15 protein-coding genes and 3 pseudogenes are annotated in these 19,064 nt (G+C 69.2%); 9 read left to right on the top strand and 9 right to left on the bottom strand.

Annotated elements, in window-relative coordinates; translation table 11 throughout:
• Positions 1-3: 3 nt before the first annotated feature.
• Positions 4-393 carry a cytochrome c oxidase subunit 4 gene (locus tag ABZ826_RS31540; RefSeq protein WP_361455873.1) on the bottom strand — a complete coding sequence of 130 codons (390 nt, stop codon included), beginning with the start codon at positions 391-393 and terminating at the stop codon, positions 4-6.
• Positions 390-2,033, bottom strand: a complete 1,644-nt coding sequence (ctaD, locus tag ABZ826_RS31535) for a cytochrome c oxidase subunit I (protein ID WP_361455940.1) — start codon at positions 2,031-2,033, stop codon at positions 390-392. Before ctaD ends, ABZ826_RS31540 begins: the two co-directional genes overlap by 4 nt.
• Before the next feature lie 860 nt (positions 2,034-2,893).
• On the opposite strand from ctaD, the gene ABZ826_RS31530 reads away from it, so the two are divergent.
• The 3 genes from ABZ826_RS31530 to ABZ826_RS31520 are packed head-to-tail and all read left to right on the top strand — an operon-like array spanning position 2,894 to position 4,297.
• Entirely contained in the window at positions 2,894-3,073 is a 180-nt protein-coding gene (locus ABZ826_RS31530) for a ribbon-helix-helix protein, CopG family (protein ID WP_361455870.1), read from the top strand.
• 1 nt (position 3,074) lies between these two features.
• Positions 3,075-3,419 carry a VOC family protein gene (locus ABZ826_RS31525; protein ID WP_361455867.1) on the top strand — a complete coding sequence of 115 codons (345 nt, stop codon included), beginning with the start codon at positions 3,075-3,077 and terminating at the stop codon, positions 3,417-3,419.
• A gap of 20 nt (positions 3,420-3,439) precedes the next feature.
• On the top strand, positions 3,440-4,297 hold the full coding sequence (locus ABZ826_RS31520) for a class I SAM-dependent methyltransferase (RefSeq protein WP_361455864.1): 858 nt from the start codon (positions 3,440-3,442) through the stop codon (positions 4,295-4,297).
• A 1,350-nt stretch (positions 4,298-5,647) separates the two neighbouring features.
• Here the strand turns inward: ABZ826_RS31520 and ABZ826_RS31515 are convergent.
• The 3 genes and pseudogenes from ABZ826_RS31515 to ABZ826_RS31505 form a co-directional block, all read right to left on the bottom strand.
• Positions 5,648-6,577, bottom strand: a complete 930-nt coding sequence (locus tag ABZ826_RS31515) for an NAD(P)H-binding protein (RefSeq protein WP_361455862.1) — start codon at positions 6,575-6,577, stop codon at positions 5,648-5,650.
• 258 nt (positions 6,578-6,835) lie between these two features.
• Positions 6,836-7,048, bottom strand: a pseudogene (locus ABZ826_RS31510) (short-chain dehydrogenase); the annotation flags it as partial.
• 125 nt (positions 7,049-7,173) lie between these two features.
• Positions 7,174-8,094 (bottom strand): NADP-dependent oxidoreductase, encoded by a 921-nt coding sequence (locus ABZ826_RS31505; RefSeq protein ID WP_361455859.1) that lies wholly within the window; start codon positions 8,092-8,094, stop codon positions 7,174-7,176.
• A gap of 668 nt (positions 8,095-8,762) precedes the next feature.
• On the opposite strand from ABZ826_RS31505, the gene ABZ826_RS31500 reads away from it, so the two are divergent.
• Positions 8,763-9,890 carry an NAD-dependent epimerase/dehydratase family protein gene (locus ABZ826_RS31500; protein WP_361455856.1) on the top strand — a complete coding sequence of 376 codons (1,128 nt, stop codon included), beginning with the start codon at positions 8,763-8,765 and terminating at the stop codon, positions 9,888-9,890.
• On the opposite strand, the pseudogene ABZ826_RS31495 reads toward ABZ826_RS31500, so the two are convergent.
• Positions 9,868-10,975, bottom strand: a pseudogene (locus ABZ826_RS31495) (HAMP domain-containing sensor histidine kinase). The gene ABZ826_RS31500 and the pseudogene ABZ826_RS31495 sit on opposite strands and share 23 nt — an antisense overlap.
• Positions 10,972-11,658 (bottom strand): annotated as a pseudogene (locus ABZ826_RS31490) (response regulator transcription factor); the annotation flags it as partial. The pseudogenes ABZ826_RS31495 and ABZ826_RS31490, both read right to left, overlap by 4 nt.
• A gap of 431 nt (positions 11,659-12,089) precedes the next feature.
• On the opposite strand from ABZ826_RS31490, the gene ABZ826_RS31485 reads away from it, so the two are divergent.
• The 3 genes from ABZ826_RS31485 to ABZ826_RS31475 are packed head-to-tail and all read left to right on the top strand — an operon-like array spanning position 12,090 to position 14,334.
• Entirely contained in the window at positions 12,090-12,824 is a 735-nt protein-coding gene (locus ABZ826_RS31485) for a glycosyltransferase family 2 protein (protein ID WP_361455853.1), read from the top strand.
• Positions 12,821-13,507 (top strand): DUF2064 domain-containing protein, encoded by a 687-nt coding sequence (locus tag ABZ826_RS31480; protein ID WP_361455850.1) that lies wholly within the window; start codon positions 12,821-12,823, stop codon positions 13,505-13,507. Before ABZ826_RS31485 ends, ABZ826_RS31480 begins: the two co-directional genes overlap by 4 nt.
• A 20-nt stretch (positions 13,508-13,527) precedes the next feature.
• The gene (locus ABZ826_RS31475) at positions 13,528-14,334 is read left to right on the top strand and encodes a class I SAM-dependent methyltransferase (RefSeq protein ID WP_361455937.1); all 807 of its coding nucleotides are present in this window, start codon (positions 13,528-13,530) and stop codon (positions 14,332-14,334) included.
• A 373-nt stretch (positions 14,335-14,707) separates the two neighbouring features.
• On the opposite strand, the gene ABZ826_RS31470 is transcribed toward ABZ826_RS31475, so the two are convergent.
• Positions 14,708-16,072 (bottom strand): molybdopterin-dependent oxidoreductase, encoded by a 1,365-nt coding sequence (locus tag ABZ826_RS31470; RefSeq protein WP_361455847.1) that lies wholly within the window; start codon positions 16,070-16,072, stop codon positions 14,708-14,710.
• A gap of 180 nt (positions 16,073-16,252) precedes the next feature.
• Here ABZ826_RS31470 and ABZ826_RS31465 point away from each other — a divergent pair, with 180 nt between their 5' ends.
• The gene (locus ABZ826_RS31465; RefSeq protein ID WP_361455934.1) at positions 16,253-17,638 is read left to right on the top strand and encodes a hypothetical protein; all 1,386 of its coding nucleotides are present in this window, start codon (positions 16,253-16,255) and stop codon (positions 17,636-17,638) included.
• Between the two features lie 218 nt (positions 17,639-17,856).
• On the opposite strand, the gene ABZ826_RS31460 is transcribed toward ABZ826_RS31465, so the two are convergent.
• A complete protein-coding gene (locus tag ABZ826_RS31460; RefSeq protein WP_361455844.1) occupies positions 17,857-18,234 on the bottom strand; it encodes a peptidase inhibitor family I36 protein in 378 nt (125 codons plus the stop codon).
• 335 nt (positions 18,235-18,569) lie between these two features.
• Here ABZ826_RS31460 and ABZ826_RS31455 point away from each other — a divergent pair.
• The coding region (locus tag ABZ826_RS31455; protein ID WP_361455841.1) for a transposase at positions 18,570-19,064 on the top strand (495 nt) is incomplete at its 3' end.

Genomic DNA, 19,064 nt, shown 5'->3' with positions numbered 1-19,064 from the left:
CCCTCAGGCCTGCGCACGCACGTACTGGAAGACCATTCCGAACACCCCCGCCAGGACCACGCCCAGTCCGATCAGGAAGAGCCACAGACCGAACACCACACCGAGAGCGAGCAGGGCCACACCCGCGGCTGTCAGCGACGGCCAGATGCTGTGCGGAGAAAAGAAGCCCATCGGGCCGGACCGCTCATGGACGTGCCCGTCCCCGCGGTCCTCGGGGCGCGGTCCCTTCCTCCGGTGGTTCATGGCGAAGAAGAACGTGACCAGCAATGCCATGAGGAACGAGACGGTGAGAGCTGCCGTGCCTGTCGGATCACGGGACCACACGGCGTAGAGAACATCGGTCACGAGGAAGAACCCCGCGACTCCGGCGAAGAGAACGGCCTCGGTCTTCATTGGCCCGACTCCTCTTCAGCACCCGATGTGGAGTGGGACCCGCCTCGGCCGAGGCCCGGCTTCTCCTGCTCCGGCCCGATGGGGTGGTGCAGGTCGAAGGCCGGCGAGTCTGAACGTACGCGGGGCAAAGCCCGGAAATTGTGCCTCGGGGGTGGACAGGAGGTCGCCCACTCAAGGGAACGGCCGAACCCCCACGGGTCGTCCACCTCGACCCTCGGTGCGTAACGGCTGGTGCGCCACACGTTGTACAGGAACGGCAGAGTCGACAGGCCCAGCAGAAAGGAGCCGATGGACGAGATCGTATTGAGCAAGGTGAACCCGTCCACGTAGAGATAGTCGGCGTAACGCCGGGGCATTCCGGCCTCCCCCAGCCAGTGCTGGACCAGGAAGGTCAGCTGAAATCCGACGAACAAGGCCCAGAAATGGATACGTCCGAGGCGTTCATCCAGCATGCGTCCGGTCAACTTTGGCCACCAGAAGTAGAAGCCGCCGAACATGGCGAAGACCACTGTTCCGAACAGTACGTAATGGAGGTGGGCGACGATGAAGTATGAATCGGTGAGATGGAAATCCAGCGGGGGCGAGGCAATCAGCACGCCGCTGAGGCCACCGAGGAGAAATGTCACAAGGAAGCCGATCGCCCAGAGCATGGGTGTCTCGAATGAGATACTTCCGTGCCACATGGTGCCGATCCAGTTGAAGAACTTGACGCCGGTGGGCACGGCGATGATGAACGACATGGCGGAGAAGAATGGCAGCAGAACGGCTCCCGTTGCGAACATGTGGTGGGCCCAGACAACCGCCGAGAGCATGGTGATGCTGATGGTGGCCATCACCATTCCGAAATAGCCGAACGTTGGTTTCCGGCTGAACGCGGGAATGATCTCGCTCACTACTCCGAAGAAGGGCAACGCGACAATGTAGACCTCGGGATGGCCGAAGAACCAGAACAGGTGCTGCCACAGCAGCGCACCGCCGTTGGCGGAGTCGTAAACATGCGCCCCGAACTTCCGGTCGGCTTCGAGGGCGAGCAGGGTGGCCGCGAGCACCGGGAAAGCCAGCAGCGCGAGGATCGAGGTGAACAGAATATTCCAAGTGAAGATCGGCATCCGGAACATGGTCATCCCCGGGGCGCGCAGACAGACGATCGTAGTGATGAAATTGACCGATGCCAGGGTCGTACTGATCCCCGACAGCACCAGGCCCATGGTCCAGAGGTCTCCGCCGGCGCCGGGCGAAAAGACGGCACTGTTCAGCGGGGCGTAGGCGAACCAGCCGAAGTGTGCCGCGCCACCGGGCACCACGAATCCGGACACCACGATGATTCCGCCGAAGAGGAAGAGCCAGTAGGTGAGCGCGTTGAGGCGGGGGAAGGCCACGTCGGGCGCGCCGATCTGCAGCGGCATGATGGCGTTCGCGAAGCCGCCGAACATCGGCGTGGCGAACAGCAACATCATGACGGTGCCGTGGATGGTGAACAGCTGGTTGTACTGTTCTGTGCTGACGATCTGAAGACCTGGCCGGGCCAGCTCCGCTCGCATCAGCATGGCCATCACTCCGGCCAGCAGGAAGAACCCGAACGCGGTGACCATGTAGAGATTGCCGATGACCTTGTGGTCCGTGGTCGTCAGCCAGCCCATGAGCCTCCCACCGGCATTGATGCGCCTGTTGGCCGGCTCGGCCGATACGGCTTCCTGCAGGTCCTGCGCCATCGGTTCTCCGTCCCTCCCGGTTGACTCGATGGTGGAGCCTGCCACCACGGACGGCCCGTACGACTGGCGGTGACACCTCGAAGTTCACCGGTTCACCGATGCTCCGATCGGGTGTCCCAGGGTCCCGCCGCGTCCAGGATGCCTTGGGGGTCATGAGTCAGACAGCTGTCAGTTCTGCTGCGAGCGACCGGGCCGACCGTTGACGGCAGGTCTGTTCGGGCGGGAATGCGCGACTGTGCTCTGGCCGCGGACCAGCCCTTCCGACGCCGTGGACGCCGTGCCGGCCCAAGGGCACGGGCGTGCCCGTGGACGGCTCCGAGTCGCCTTTGCTTCGGCCGTGGGTTTGTTCTCGCTATGGCCGCCGCCCGATCGGGGACCGGCTCAGCTTGACTCTCTCGAAGATCTTGGTGTGGTTGCGGTCAGCTGCCGAGGGTTCGCCAGGTTTTCGACCGGGGATGTCGTGCTGGTCCAGGAAGGTCTGGAACGCGGTCGGCGATCGCGATGGGGGTGTGTCCCTGGTTACGGACCGGCCGCTGAGCTTGACGTTCGACCTGCCGCTGGTCACCCGACCTGCTGAGATTGGCGGGATCCGAGGGACACGCGACGCGGCCGTTCTCCACGCTTCGAGATGTCGGGCCCGGACCGGCTGTTCTGCCACGTCTACGGACGCGGCGCCCGCAGCAAGGACGAGTTCGTGCGGGCTGGCCGTGCTCCTTCGTCGCCGCCCTGGAGGCGAGGACGCCACCGTGCCGCACGCGGCTAACTTGCTAGGATGCTAGCATCGCCTTGTGAGTGATGAGGAAGTCAAGCAGTTCAACGTGTACCTGCCGATCGAGCTGATCAAGCAGGTCAAGTACCGCGCCATCGAGTCGGGCATGTCATTGTCGGCGCTGGTCGCTGACGCACTGCGCGCCTACCTCGATGACGCTCATGGGCACGCACAGCAGTCGACCGAGAAGGAAACCTGATATGGAGACCGAAGGCATCGAGGCCGTGTTCTTGACGACCCACAACTGGGGTAAGGCGGCACAGTTCTTCCAGGCGCTGGGGTATGGGCTGGAGTTCGCGACGGACCACAACTCCGGCCAGCTACGCAACGGCGACGGTCCCTACGTGTTCATCGCCGAGGTTCCCGAGGACCAAGCGCCCCAGACACGGATCGTGCTGAAGGTGCCGGACGCAGACGCGTTCCGTCCCGATCCTGTCGTCGAGGTGGTCACGCCGTTCGAGGACACCCATTACGGGACCAAGGAGATGACCGTCCGCGACCCCGACGGGCGCCTGTGGAGCCTCCAAGCTCCCGCCAAGAACTGACTGCGACGAAGGGGAACATCGTGGCGCACGAGCAGATACAGGCACCGGACAACACCGCAGTGCGGACCGCCCTCTGGCGAGCGATGCACCTCCAGGTCGATCCGCCCCCGCATGTGGTCGAGGACGAGATCGGCCTGCAGCTGGCGGCCCCCGGCGATGACTGGCACGCCCGCCCGGACATGGACCCGCGGGCCACGAGCGGGTTCCGGGCGGCCATCGTTGCCCGCGCTCGTTTCATCGAGGACCTGATCGCCGAGCAGGCAGACCGGGGCGTGACCCAGTACGTCATCCTGGGGGCCGGTCTGGACACCTTCGCCCAGCGCAAGCCGGAGCTCGCCTCCCGCCTGCGGATCTTCGAGGTCGACCAGCCCGGCACCCAGGCATGGAAGCGCCACCGCCTGGTCGAACTCGGCTACCGCATCCCCGACTGGCTGCGCCTGGTGCCGGTCAACCTCGAGGCGAGCGAAGACTGGCTGAAGAAGCTGGCCGCGGCCGGCTTCGATGCCGGCCAGCCGGCGGTCATCGTCTCCACCGGCGTCACCATGTACCTCACCAAAGACGCCACCACGGCCACCCTGCGGAAGATTGCCGGGCTTGCACCCGGCTCGACACTCGCCATGACCTTCCTGCTGCCGACCGAACTGCTCGACGACGCCGACCGCCCCGGCCTCCGGGCGAGCAGGAAAGGCGCGCAAGCATCCGGAACACCGTTCATCAGCTTCTACACCCCGCCCGAGATGCTGGCACTGGCCCGCGAAGCCGGCTTCGAAGACGCGCGACACGTGTCGGGAGCTTTGCTCGCCGAGCGCTACTTCGCCGATCGCACCGACGGTCTTTGCCCGTCAAGCGGAGAGGACCTGCTGCTGGCCACCACCTGACCCCCTCGTCACGCCTCCTGTTCCAAGGAGCCTCCGGGCCTTGCGGTTCAAAGACACGCTTTTGGTGGCCGATGGGTGAACGGAGCCACCGCTCCATCAGTTGTGAAAGCCGGTGAGCTCCACCGGTCACCGTGCCGTGCGCGACCTGCCAGGAGCGCTTGGTCTTGGCCACCGGCCCGGTTCGGGTTTCCGGGCCGGTGGCAACCGTGCAGGTGGGGCTGCGGCACTCGCCGCAGGCTGCGTCCTCCCGCAGGTGCAGGTCGACCAGGTGCAGCCCGCACAGCTCGCCGATCCTCAAGCCCCCGTCGGCGAGCCGGATCGCCACCAGCCGGTCCCGGGCCGAGTGCACTGTCTCCAGCAGCCTCTTCCTCGCCCCGACCGGGAGCATCTTCGGGTGCCGACGGTGCGGCCCCTTTGGCGCGAGCGGGTTCGCCGGCAGTGCGTTCTTCACGTGCCCGAGGAACGAGCGGCGCCGGTCCACCCGCGACGCCGGCCTGGACTTGTCGAGCTTCTTGCCGAGCTCGCCGTTCACGCCGAGCGACGACTGTTGCAGGTAGAAGCCCTTCAGGCAGGACGCGGCCGTCGACAGCGGCCAGACGATCGTCCATGACCGCCGCCGGACCCTCAAGTCCCCGACCGCGCCTACGGCGAGGTCGCGGGCTGAAAAAGCCCGAATGATCTGTCGACACGACCGGCACGTCGGGGAACCGTTTGCGCAGCTCGGCAGCCCCACGGTCGCTGCGGACGACGTTGACCAGTGCCAGGTTGTGAAACCGACACACGCCGGTCACCAGCCGCCCGATCGACGAACCCGCGGCGGTCTGCACCACAAGACCGTCGTATCCGAAGGCCAGGTGCTCCTGCGCCTCACGGCGCAGCACCACCGTGGTGAGCGGGTTCGCGAGCATCTGCGCGGCGGCCTCGTCCGACAACTCGTCCGGTACGGCGACAACCACCTCGGCATCCGCAACGATCCACCGGGACTACGCCCCCGGCTGGGGCAAGACCGCTACGCGGCCACCGACCTCGACACCAACGCCACGCGCGTTCCCCTGCCGATCGCCTCCACCACTCCGGTGGCCTCCAGGCCGGCCGGAACCGGCTCTGCAGCCCCCAGCCCCAGTTGCACTCCAGCTGGCCTGCGTCATACGGGCGGTCCTGGCCGTCGGTTCGTGGTGATTGCCAGGTCAAGCAGTTCGTCACTCACGGGCCGGGGCCTTTCGGGGGTGGTGTCGGCGTGAGAACTCGATCCGGCGTGCGTGTGACGGCCGGCCCCGCGCACGACGGCCAATCGGCGCCTCCAACGGTCAGCCCACAATACGCTCGACAACGTACGACCAGGAGGTGGCTTCAGGGGCTGAACAGGCCGGGGTTCTCACGGACGTAATCGGCCACTCCCGAAGGAGGCCGCCCAATGACCTGCTCGACCCCGTCCGCCTTGCGGTCGTACCGATTTTCCGCGTGAAGGCGAGCCATGGTGGAGATGTGCTGGAAGACGTGGTCGGGCAGCCCCAACGGCCTGAGATCGTCGTCGATCCATTCCTGCAAGGGGACGTCGATGTATCCGACCTGTCGGCCCAGGGCTGCGGAGACCTCCGCCGCCATGCCGGCGACGTCCTCCGACCGCGGGCCGGTCAGCTCATAAATCCGGCCGACGTGCGGGGCAGGATCGGCCAGGATCTCCTCCACAACCGCGGCAACGTCCCCAGCCGCCACGGGGGAGGTCTTCGCCCGGCCGAAGGGCAGCCTGATGCTTCCGTACTTCGCGACCGAAGAGAAGCCCACACGGAACAGCGGGTTCTCCATGAACACGGTGGGCCTGACCTGGACGACGGGCAGGCCCGACCAGCCGAGGACCTGCTCCACCAGCCACTGCTGCCGCTGCTGCACGGACTCGGAAGTGCTGGTGAGGTGCATCTCAGAGACCGTCAGCTGCGACATGTTCGCGAACACTTCCAGGGACCCGTACGCACGCGCGACGGCCGCCACCGTCATGGCAGCCTCCAGATACTGCGCCGACACGCCCATGCCGAAGTACATACGTCCACAACCGTCCAGGGCGTCGGCGACATCGCCCGCACGCGTCAGGTCTCCGACGACGGTCTCGGCGCCCGTCCCGCGCAGCGCCTCCGCCCGCTCGTCATCGCGGCGCACCATGGCCCGGACGGGCAGGCCCCGACGCCGAAGGCCTTCGGCCACGGAGCGCCCGACGGCACCGACACTGCCCGCCGCGCCTGTCACCAGAATGGGTAGCACACTGGTTTCGGGGGTGCGGTCCATAGGGGCAGCCTGTGGTGGGCAAGGCCAGGGCGCAACTGGAGCCCGCCGAACCGTCGGCGCTGAGACAACAGTCGGCGAGCACACCGAGGTCCGGCTCAGCGGTCCGACGCCCAGTCAACGCATGTCCCATCTCGGCGCTCGTCCGCCATGTGCTGTATGTCCGGCGATCCGGCGATTTCAGTCTCCCGTCCGATGGGATCGGACATCGTCACCTCACTCGCGAGAACGTCGCCGTGATGCTGGTGGACCACCAGGTGGGCCAGGGGCGGCGGCATTGATCCGGACGTCCGGCAGAGCCTTGGCGTATGGGGCGGTCAGCATCGTCAGCGCCGCCTTCGAGGCGGTGTACAGCGGCGCGATGACCTCGGATTCGGGCCGCGAGGGGTCGCGGGTGAGAGCGAGCGAGCCCATACCGCTGCTGACGTTGGCGATGACCGGATCCGGTGACCGGCGCAGCAGTGGCGGGAACGCGGCCGCGGTCGGCCCCTTGGCGTGGGCGGGCTGGTCCGAGGTCGAGCAGGCCGTGGCTGCGGTAAGCGTGGCGACGGCCGGCACGTGACCGGCCATCCGCATTCCGATCACGATCGGCCTCCTGTTCAGTCTTGCGTGACGCGAATGATCGTCTTGCCCGGGGTGCGCTTGCCGGGGGCGAACGCGGCAGGTGCTTCGGCGAGCGGCCGCACGGCACCCACGACCGGCTTGAGCCGACCGTCTCTCAGCCGCACGGCGAGAGCGGTGAGTCGGGCGCGGTCGGGTTCGACGACGAAGAAGACCGCCCTCCCGTCCTTGGGCCGGACCTTGGGCGGCCTGGCGATGGTGACGAGCGTGCCACCGGCCCGGACCAGAGCGGCCGAGCGGTCGAGGATGTCGCCGCCGATCACATCGAACACGACGTCGGCCTCGCCGACGTCCTCCAGCTTCTCCGTCCGCAGGTCCAGGAAGGTGTCGACGCCCAGGGCGAGCGCCCTGTCCCGGTCGGCGGACCGGCCGGTGCCGATGACGCGGGCGCCGGCCTCGCGGGCGAGCTGTACCGCGATCGAGCCGACGCCGCCCGCAGCACCGTGAATCAGCACGGTCTGGCCGGTGGTAAGGCGGCCGTGGTCGAACAGGCCCTGCCAGGCGGTGAGCCCGGAGATCGGCAGTGCGGCGGCCAGGGTGTGGTCGATGTCCGCCGACAGCGGCGCGAGGTTGCGGGCCTCCACCGCGGCATATTCGGCGAGCGAGCTGTTGCGGGTCCAGTCAGCCATGCCGAACACTCGCTGGCCGATACTCAAGCCGGTGGTGCCGTACCCCAGCTCTACGACGACACCGGACAGCTCGTGTCCGGGCACGCTCGGCGTCCGGTCGCGGCCGGCGCGATCGGTCCACGTGCCCGGCCAGTCCAGTTCGCCAGGAGTGAAGCCCGCGGCGTGCACCCGCACGATGACGTCGTTCTCGGCCGCGTGGGGGTGGGGCATGTCCGTCAGGGACATCCCGGCAGGACCGGCGTCACGGTCTCGAACAGTGATGGCTTGCATACGGGTCCTTACTGGGGAGGGGCGACTCGACCGCGCCGTTCACACGCAGGGCTCATCGCCGTTCGTCATCGGGGAGATACAGCAGTTGTATGTATGTGTATGCATGCCGTTCCGCACGATCGATCTCACCTGCTCGCGTGCATTCCTTCGTCGCCCGTTTTCCGTTCTCATCAGGGAGGCGAGGTAGCCCCTCCGGGTGTGACAGCTCAGACGTGCGCGAGTTTGTCCGGGTTGACGCCCCTGCGGTACGCGGTGATCGGACCATCTGTGATCCGCACCGAGTCCCCGGAGCAGACCCGGCCTTCCCGGAGCCAGGCCGGGGCGACGCCCTGCCCGCCCAGCTGCCATGGCTCCCACGCGCACCCGGTCGGCTCTCCACGCAGCCGATCCGCACGATCTCTTCGGGCACCGCGCGAGGTCCCGGACGTCTGCGGCATCGAAGTCCCTGCCGACGTGCTTCGTCGTCCGGCTCGCGGTTACACCGTCGGCACCCCTTCTCCTCGTGGAAGCCATGCAGACCTGGCGGGCGCCGAACGGGTTGGGGTGACCGACGGCGGGCCCCACCCCCGGAGGCGCGTATCGCCGGAGGGCCCTCATGGTTCTTACGCTCCGGTGACGTACCCGCGCGGTGCCGGTGCGGACGGGATACCGGGACCTAACGTGGCGTCATGCGTGTACTGCTCACCGGCGGAGCCGGATTCATCGGGAGACACATCGCCGAGACGCTGAAGGCGCGGGGGCACGAGGTGGTGGTGTTCGACGCGTTGCTGGAGTCGGCCCACGGCGGGGGCGCCGGGCACGGCGGGGAGGGCCTGATCGTCGCCGACGTAAGGGATCGGGCGGCCGTGGCCGTGGCACTGCGAGGGATCGACGCCGTGTGCCATCAGGCCGCGATGGTGGGCCTGGGCAAGGACTTCGCGGACGCTCCTGAATACGTCGGCTGCAACGACCTGGGAACGGCCGCGCTGCTGGTGGAAATGGCCGCGGCCGGGGTGCGGGACCTGGTGCTCGCCGGATCGATGGTCGTCTACGGCGAAGGCCGGTACGACTGCCCGCGGCACGGGCGGGTCCGGCCGGGGCCGCGGGCCGTGGACGATCTGGTGTCGGGCCGCTTCGAACCACGATGCCCGGATTGCGGGAGCGGATTGACGCCGGGGCTCGTGGGCGAGGACACGCCGACCGACCCACGCAACGTGTACGCCGCGACGAAGCTCGCACAGGAACACCTGGCTGCCGCATGGGCCCGCGGGACGGGCGGGCGGGCGGTGGCGCTGCGTTACCACAACGTGTACGGGCCCGGGATGCCGCGCGACACACCGTACGCGGGTGTCGCTTCCTTCTTCCGTTCGTCGCTGGCCAGGGGCGAGGCGCCGCAGGTGTTCGAGGACGGCGGTCAGCGGCGCGACTTCATCCATGTGCATGATGTGGCCGCCGCCAATGCGGTGGCACTGGAGGCTGTGGGGCAACGGGGGGCGGGGAGCTTCGCCGCGTACAACACGGGGAGCGGTGAGCCGCACACGATCGGCGAGATGGCGTCGGCGCTGGCCTCGGCGCACGGCGGTCCGGCGCCGGAGATCACCGGTGAGTACCGCCTCGGTGACGTACGCCATGTGACGGCGGACTCGCGGCGGTTGCGCGAGGAGCTGGGCTGGCGGCCGGAGGTGGGGTTCGCCGAGGGGATGAAGGACTTCGCGGGCGCGGCGTTGAGGGGCGCGCCGGGTCCGTCCGGAGGCTCAGGCAGGGCGGCAACGGGCTCTCGCTCCCCGAACGCGCTCAGCCTGCCGCCGGGAGCCTGACCTCGAAGCGGCAGCCGCCCGTGACGTCATGGACCTCTGCTCGGCCCTTGTGCGCTTCCACGATGCCGCGCACGATGGCCAGTCCGAGCCCTGCACCCGCCGGAGGCGTACGGGCGTGGCTGCCCCGCCGGCCCATCGAAAACCCTCGGCAGATCCTCCTCGGGAATGCCCCCACAGCCATCGGTCACCGACAGCACCACGCCGTGGTCGTCCCGTTGGGCTGTCACCGCGACCGTGTCATCGGGCGGGGTGCGGCGGATCGCGTTGACGAGGAGGTTGCCCAGGACCCGGCTCATCTCCTTGCTGTCGACCTCCACCGGCACCGCGTCGACTCGGTCTCCGACCAGTCGCACCCCGTGCTCCTGTGCCAGCGGGTCCGCGCCGGCGAGAGCGTCACCGACCAGGTCGTGGACGGAGATGCAGGTGGGGGCCAGAGTGAGCGATCCGGCGTGGATCCGGGAGAGTTCGAAGAGGTCGCCGACCATCTCGTTCATCCGTCCCACCTCAGTGCGTATCTGCCGCAGACAGCGGCCGGAGTCGGCGGCCATGGCGTCTTCCAACGCCTCCGACATGGCCCGCAGCCCCGCGAGCGGGGTCCGCAGATCGTGCGAGATCCAGGCAACGAGCTCACGACGCGATGCCTCCAGGGCGCGTTCCCGCTCGCGGGAACCGTCGAGCTTGGCACTGGTGGCGGCCAACTCTCTCGCCAGTGAGGTGAATTCGGCACTGGCCTGCTCCTCGGGTGCGGAAAACGTGCCGCCGTCGCCGAACGAACGGGCCGCTAGGGTCAGCTCCCGGCTCCTCGCCGCGACCCAACGTCCCAGCATCATCGCGGTGATGAGGGACACCGCCGCGGCCATGCCGACGACGGTCGTGACCACGGTCAGGTCGTGCGGCGACAGGAACATCGCCCAGGCGACCGCGAGTGTCCCGGCCAGCATCGCGGTCACGGCGACGGCCGCGACGACGGTCACCGCCACGACGAGCGAACGGTGCCGCAAGAGCCGCAGACCAGGTGCGCCGAGGAGTCCGGCCGCCGCCGCGCCCAGAAACGCGAGGAGCGCGATGAGAAGAATGTCGGTCATACGGGCGCTGCCCCGGCGGCCTGGCCGGTGACTGGGGCGGTCGCGGCGCCGGACGGTGCGTCGGGGTCCGCACCCGACACCAGCCGGTAGCCCACGCCCCACACCGTCTGGATCAGCCAAGGGCGGGCCGGGTCCGTCTCGACCTTGCCGCGCAGCCGCCGGACGTGGACCGTGACTGTCGACAGGTCCCCGAAGTCCCAGCTCCAGACCTCCCGCATCAGCTCCTCCCGGGTGAAAACGCGCCCCGGGTGGTGCAGCAGAAAGGCGAGAAGGTCGAACTCCCTCAGAGTGAGGGCGATTTCATGGCCCTCGCGGGTCGCGCGCCGGGCCACGGCGTCGAGCCGGAGCCCAGCGCCCTCCAGCGGGGCCGGGGTGGCGTCCGCTGAGGGTGCCGGCAGTCGGCTCCGGCGCAGCACGGAGTCGACGCGCAGCACCAGCTCGCGCGGGCTGAACGGCTTGGTGACGTAGTCGTCCGCGTCGGTTTCCAGACCCAGGATGCGGTCGTCCTCGTCCCCGCGCGCCGTCAGCATGATGACCGGAACGGGGCCGTGTGCCCGCATCCGGCGGCAGACCTCGAATCCGTCCATGCCGGGCAGCATCAGATCGAGGACCACCTGGTCCGGCCGATGTCCGGCGAAGCACTCCAGGGCCGCCGGGCCGTCGCCGACGTGCCGTACCTCGTAACGGCCTCGCCCGCGATTGTCAGCGGCGTCGCGGCGTCTGGGACCTCCGCCTCCAGCGTTGTCGTCAGTCGCCGACGCTCCTTCCCCAAGCTCTCAGCTGCGTTCCAGCAGGGGAGGCCCCATCCGACTCCCTCCTCCGCCTTGGATTCGAAGGCGCCAGACGCCGCTCCTTCTCCCACTGCCAATCGTGGGCGAGGCCGTAACCCGCCCGGTCCAGATACCGACGACGACCTCGGCGACCGTCGGGTCGTCGTCCACGACGAGGACGTGGCCGCGCGGGGTGCCGGCGGCGGGGCCGGAATCCGGGGTGTCCGGGATGTTCTCCATGCGACCACCCTGGCACCCCGCTGCCGGGCGGCGGTCCCCCGAAGGGTCGACGTCCGTCTTTCGTAAGAACTCATAGCCCGAAATGCCGGGTTCTGCTCCGTAGTGTGAGCGAGGTGACAGACACCTCACCCACCGACTCCCCCCGCGCCGATGTGGTTCTGCCCTGTCTGGACGAGGCGGCGGCACTGCCCCGGGTGCTGGCAGGTATCCCAGCCGGCTGGCGCGCGATCGTTGTCGACAACGGATCCACCGACGGCTCGGCGGACCTGGCCCGTTCCCTCGGGGCAACCGTCGTGCACGAGCCGCGGCGTGGCTTCGGCGCCGCGTGCCATGCCGGGCTACTCGCCGCCCAGGCCGACTTCGTATGCTTTTGCGACTGTGACGGCTCCCTCGATCCCGGGCTGCTGCCCGGTTTCGTAAGGCGGATCGCCGATGGCGAGGCCGATCTGCTGCTGGGGCGGCGCCGTCCCGAAGGCCGTGGCGCCTGGCCGCTGCACGCCCGTGCGGGGAATCTGGCCCTGGCCCGGATGCTGTACCGGCGGACGGGGCTGCGGTTGCGGGACCTCGGCCCGATGCGGGCCGCTCGTCGTGCGGACCTGCTGGCGCTGGATCTCACCGACCGGCGCAGTGGCTATCCGCTGCAGATGGTGGTGCACGCTTCGGATGCCGGGCTGCGGGTCGCCGAGACGGATGTGCCGTATCTGCCACGTACCGGAAAGTCCAAGGTCACCGGCACCTGGCGGGGAACGTGGCACGCGGTACGCGACATGCGGGCGGTCCTGAGCCGGCCACCGCTGAGGAATACGGCCCGGACGGCACGGCCGGGGGTATCCCGATGAGCGCAACGGCCCGCACCGGCGACACGCCCAGCCCCTTCACGCTCTTTGGCCCCACCGCTCTCCTCGTGATCGCCAAGGAACCACTGCCCGGCCTGGTCAAGACCCGTCTCACCCCGCCCTTCACCCCCGCCGAGGCCGCGCAGCTCGCCGAAGCGGCGCTCTGTGACACGCTGCGTACCCTCCTCGCCCTCCCCGCCCGGCGGCGTGTTCTCGTGCTCGACGGGCGGCCCGGGCCCTGGCTGCCGGACGGCATCGAGGTGGTCGCGCAGAGCTCCGGCCGGCTCGACGAGCGGCTCGCGGCGGCGTTCGCCGGCTGTACCGGGCCGGCGCTGCTCATCGGCATGGACACTCCTCAGATCACCCCGGCGCATCTGGCGCCGGCGCTCGCACCGGACGCCTGGGACGGTTGCGACGCCTGGTTCGGTCCTGCCGACGACGGCGGCTTCTGGGCACTCGGCCTGGCCGTCCCCGACCCCGGTCTCCTGCGGGGCGTACCCATGTCCGTACCGCAGACCGGCGCAGTCCAGCGGCGGCGGCTCGTCGAGGCGGGACTCACCGTGCGGGATCTCCCCCCGTTGCGGGACGTGGACAGCGCGGCGGACGCCGCACACGTCGCCGCCGCCGCACCGGGCGGGCGGTTCGCCACGACCCTCGCCCGGCTGACCGGGGCGGTGACCCGGTGAGCGGTACGGCCGCAGACCACGTGGTGAGGAGGCCGGCGCCACCGGACCTCACCCCGTGGAGCGCCGACCCGTACGCCAACGCCCTGCGCAACGGCCACGGTCCGCTCTTCCTGCGTCGTACCGACGGCTGGCTGCTTCCCCTGGATGTCGAACGCTGGTGCGCGGCCGCCGACAGCGCCGACCTGTCGGCGCTGCGCCGCTGCGAAGGACCGGTCCTCGACATCGGGTGCGGCCCCGGGCGCCTCGTCGCGGAACTGGCCGGGCGGGGTCATCGGGCGCTCGGCATCGACGTCAGCGAGGCGGCTGTCGCGCACACGCTGCGGATCGGTGGCCCGGCGCTGCGCCGTTCCGTCTTCGACCCGCTGCCCGGCGAGGGCCGTTGGGGCTCCGTCCTGCTCATCGACGGCAACGTCGGCATCGGCGGCGACCCGCACGCCCTGCTGATGCGCACCGCGGAACTGCTCGCCCCCGGCGGACTGCTCATCGCGGAGACCGCGCCGCTCGACATCGACGAACGGGTCCGAGTACGGCTGGTCGACGGACACCTCGCGCCGAAGCCGGGCGGTGCGCCGGACCGGACCGGTCCCGGGGACGTACACTTCCCCTGGGCCCGGATCGGCGCCGCCGCGCTGCTCCGGTACGCACAGCCGCAGGGCTGGCAGCTCCGCGATCAGTGGACGGCGGACGGCCGCGACTTCCTCGCCCTGCGCCGCAGCCGGAGGGTCCGGACGGTGAGCCAGAGCGCCGACACGGCGAACAGCGCAGCCGTGATCAGCAGCCAGTTGCCCAGGAAGACATCGACGGACAGCCCGCTCGCCGCCTTGTAATGGGTTACCTGTCGGGCGATCAGGGGATACCACATCAGCAGCAACAGCCCGGAGAGAAGGCCGGGCACCCGTACGAAGTTGACCAGGCCCGAGCGCGGTCCCAGCACCGTGCGCACGGCCCGGTCCGCCGTCGCGTACACCGGCAGCAGCACCAGATCGTGCACCAGCGCCGAGCCGATGAACCACACCGCGACCGCGAACGTGTCCCCCGCCAGCAGCCGTACGCCCGCATACCCGGCGAGCGCGAAGGTGACGACCAGCAGAATGAGATGCAGCGGCCCTTCTCCGTACCAGCGTCTGAAGACCGCCGTCGGCCTCAGCCCGCCCGTCCGTACCTCGTTCCTTGCCGTCACAGTTCGCCGGTTCCGTCCCATCACAGTTCTCCGAACGTCAGCCGGGTCACCCATTTGGTGTTGAGCACACCGGGCGCGGCCGGAACGATGACCCGCGCCGGATAACCGTGGTCCGGCGACAGCGGCTCACCGTTGACCTCCAGCGCCAGCAACGAGCGGGGGTCGCGCACCTGGTTGTCACGGAGTGCCGCCTTACGGAAGGGCCCGATGCGCTGAACGGACTCCACCAGAACCCCCGGCGGCCGATCCGGGTACCCGGCGAGCGCTGCCAGGTCCCGCAGCCGCACCCCGCGCCACCACTGGTCCGAGGTCGACCAGCCCTCCACGCACGCGATCGGCAGGGCCGAGCTGTACTGGGTCATGGCGAGGAGCTGTTCCCTGGTGAAGGAGCGTTCCCCGGCCGGGCCGCTGACGGTGAGCCGCCATCGTTCGCCCGTGTCGGCGGGGGTGACCCAGACGGACGCGGCCGTCTTGTTGATCTGGAAGCCGTTGGGTCCGGGCCCCGGATCGGCGACCCCGCGCGGGGTGAGGAGCGCGGTGGGCCGCAGCACGTCGAAGCTCCGGCCCAGCGAGGTGACCAGCAGGAGCAGCGATCCGGCACCCACCACGGCGAAGGCACCGCGCCGGGAGATGGTCGGCGCGTCGGGGGCCGGTGACGCCAACTCGTCCCGTTCCTTTCCGGGTTCCCTGTTGCGCAGGACCCGTACGGTCCGTGGCAGCTTCAGCGCGACATGGGTGATGAACCCGGCGAAGAACAGCCACGCCCCGTAGAAGTGCAACGGGTAGAACGAACCCGGAAACACGTACTCCAATTGAATGTTGAGCAGGCCGGTGATGAACTCGAACAACGCGCCGCCGACAAGCAGCACCAGCGACAGCCGTTCCAGCGCGTGCCCCACCGAGCGGGCGGGCGGCAGCGCGAAGAGCTTCGGGATCACCGACCACAGCTTCGCCAGCAGAACCGGTACGAGGATGATGCCGCCCGTGACGTGCAGCCCCTGCGTCAGCCGGTACAGCCAGTGCGGGCCGGTCGGCCAGGAGAAGAGATAGAACCCCAGCAGCCCCTTGTCCGGTGTCTTGTCGTTGACCGCTGCCAGATCCGGGTTGTACGCGGCGTACGACAGCAGCCCCGTCACGAACAGCAACGTCATCCCGACGAGCAGAACCAGACCGAGGACCGCCGTGAACCGGACGCCGCGCACCGGACTGCGCCAGAACCCGGGCGAGGAAGGCAGCCGCTCCGAGACCTGAAACCGTTCGAGGAACGCCGCTGCCCGCCCGGAGATCGCACCGGGCTCGGGACCGGACGCGTCCGACGGGTCATGCCCCGCCCGGCCGGAGCCGAACGGGAAGCGGAACGCTCTGTTGTGATGCTTGTCGCCCATGTCCCGAAGCTAAGGCCGGAGCAATGGGCCCGCCCGCCCGCGACTCCTGACGAAACTCTGACATCACTCCCCGCTACGGCCAACCGGACCAAGATCTGACGGTTTGATGACGCGGCCCGGTGGCACCGCCGGTAACCGCTCCGTCCTGCATAGCGTGCCAGCGTGAAGACCGAGGAACACATCACCGGCAACCACCCCGCCGGGCGGCGCACCACCATCGACGGCATCGGTCGTCGCCGCGATCTGATCGCCGCCGCCGCAGGTGTCCTATTGATCACCGTCGCGGTGTTTGTCGGCCGCTGGATCGAGGACACGGACGGCACCCTCTTCGTCCACTGGCCGCCTCTGCTGGCGTCCTGGGACCCGCACCTCGGCCCGGGCACCCCCGCCGCGCTCGCCGTCGCGGCAGCCGTCGTGGCCTATGGCCCGCCCCTCGCCGACCGGCTGCCCTGGCACGGTGTCCTCACCACCGCCTGGGCCGCCTCCCTTGCTTGGATCCTCTCCCTGGCACTGATCGACGGCTGGGACCGGGGCATCGCCGAACGGCTCACCACGAAACACGAATACCTTCGGGCCATCGCCCGGTTCGACGACATCGGCGCCGCCCTGCGCGGCTTCAACGACCACATCCTCATCGGCCCCCCGGGTAACTGGCCCACCCACGTCGCCGGCCATCCGCCCGGCGCCACGCTCACGTTCGTCGTGCTGGACCGCATCGGACTCGGCGGCGGCGCCTGGGCCGGGGTGTGGTGCATCGTGCTCGGCAGCTCCATGACGATCGCGGTCCTGGCCACGGTGCGTGCCCTGGCGGACGAACGCCTCGCCCGCCGGGCCGCCCCCTTCCTGATCCTCGCCCCGATGGCCGTGTGGACGGGCGCCTCGGCGGACGGTTACTTCGCCGCGGTCGCCGCCTGGTCCATCGCCCTTCTCGCCCTGGCCGCGACCCGCTCAACCCGCCTCCCCGCAACGGCCGCCCTCGCCTCCGGCCTGCTCTACGGCCTGACCTGCTACCTCAGTTACGGACTGACACTCATCGCGGTCCTCCTTCTCGCCGTGCTCGTACTCCCCCGCACCGCCCGCCCCCTGCCCCCCTTCCTGCTCGGCGCGCTCCTCGTCCCCCTCGCTTTCACAGTGGCGGGCTACAACTGGTGGGAGGCCTACCACCTGCTCGTCACGCGCTACTACCAAGGAGCAGGCGGCATCCGGCCCTACTCCTACTGGATCTGGGCCAACCTCGCCTGCACCACCATCGCCTCCGGCCTCGCCACCCTCGCCGGCCTCCGCCGTGCCACCGCAGGAACCCCTACCTCCCTGCACGCCCTGCGCACCCACACCACCACCCCACGCCAACGACTCGCCCTCCTCACCCTCACAGCCCTCCTCGTCCTCCTCGTCGCCGACGTCTCCGGCATGAGCAAGGCCGAGACAGAACGCATCTGGCAACCGTTCATCCTCTGGCTGCTCCCCGCAACCGCACTGCTTCCCCCGCACACCCGCCGCAGCTGGCTCACCGCTCAAGCCAGCCTCCCCCTCCTCGTCAACCACCTGCTCTGGACCGGCTGGTGAGCATCGGAAAACGTGTGCGCCTTCCCTGTACACGGACCTGCAGTTCAGGCCGCCGCCGCAGGATGCGCCGTCTCGTACGGCACTCGGGGGAGCTCGGGCCGGATCACCGTCCAAAGTCCCTCGAACGCGCCGAAGGCGATGTCCCGAACGAAGCCACCGGGCACACGTCGGCCCCGGGCACAGATGCAGGACATCTCATACCCAGGGCCGCAGGCCGGTCAGCAGCCGCATTCAGGCTCCGGCCGCAGCGAGGACACCGCCCGGTCGGACTCGCCGGTGAGGTTGCCGGCCTCACCGGGCTCCACAAGCCGCCATTCACCGCCGAAGTTCTTATTCTGGTACAGGCACCAGTCGTGGCTGGTGCTGTTGAAGACACTGCGCGCTCTGTCATTGAACCTCACGGTGCGGAGGTCGGAGACGGCGTCGTGGGTGGAGAACGTCGCGCCTTGGCCCACATGCCCCCCGTACAGGCACATGTGCTCGTCACTGCATGCGTAGGCAGCGGCTGCTGCCGGGGAGACCAGCGCGGCGGACATGGCCGCTCCCATCGCCGCGACCGTCGCTACCACTCCGCCGCATGTGCTGACCCTGGGCATCGGAGCACGCTCCTTTCGTTCCGGGAATGAGGCATCGGTGAACACCGCCCGGCCGACCCCGGAGAGCGGGATCGGCGCTCGGCCTGCCGCGCCGCGCTCGCCCGACCAGAGACGGTGACGCCCTTTCGCGCCGGACTCTAAGCTTGACTCTGTCGGGGATCTTGGAGTTTCCCGGTGCGGCCGTATGGTCAACGGGCAAGCTCGGGTCGTTCCGATGACCGTTATAGCTGTCGAGGTGTCCGTTGTCCCTGTGTCCCCGTTCCGGTGAGCAAGTTCCGCCTCTGACTGCGCGGGTCGCGCGGGCGAGTAACCCGGACGGCACGACGGCGATATGGGTGCGTGACCAGCTGGATGGCCTGTGGTGCGACGAGGACTTCGCGGACTGGTACCCACGCGACGGGCGTCCAGGCCTCTCGCCCGCCCAACTGGCCACCGTCTGTGTGCTGCAGTTCCTGCTTGGTCTGTCGGATCGGCAGGCCGCCGAGGCGGTCCGCTGCCGCATCGACTTCAAGTACGCCATGGCCATGGAGCTGGTCGACCCCGGCTTCCACCACAGCGTGCTGGGCGACTTCCGCGACCGTCTCGCCGAAGACGATCGTGCTGACCGCCTCCTCGATCTCGCTCTGGCCCGCCTCAAGGAGTCCGGCCTGGTGCGCGAACGCACCACACAACGCACCGACTCCACTCATGTCCTGGCTGCGGTACGCGACCTGACCCGCCTGGAGCTGATCACAGAGGCGGTACGCGCCGCACTGGAAGAAGTCGCCGGCACCTCCCCCCATCTGCTGGACGAGCTGGTCGACGAGGACTGGGGGCGCCGCTACGGCCGA

The sequence above is a fragment of the Streptomyces sp. NPDC047515 genome (genome assembly GCF_040643055.1).
In the GTDB taxonomy this organism is placed as follows: Bacteria; Actinomycetota; Actinomycetes; order Streptomycetales; family Streptomycetaceae; genus Streptomyces.
This window is presented reverse-complemented; position numbering and strand designations above follow the sequence as displayed.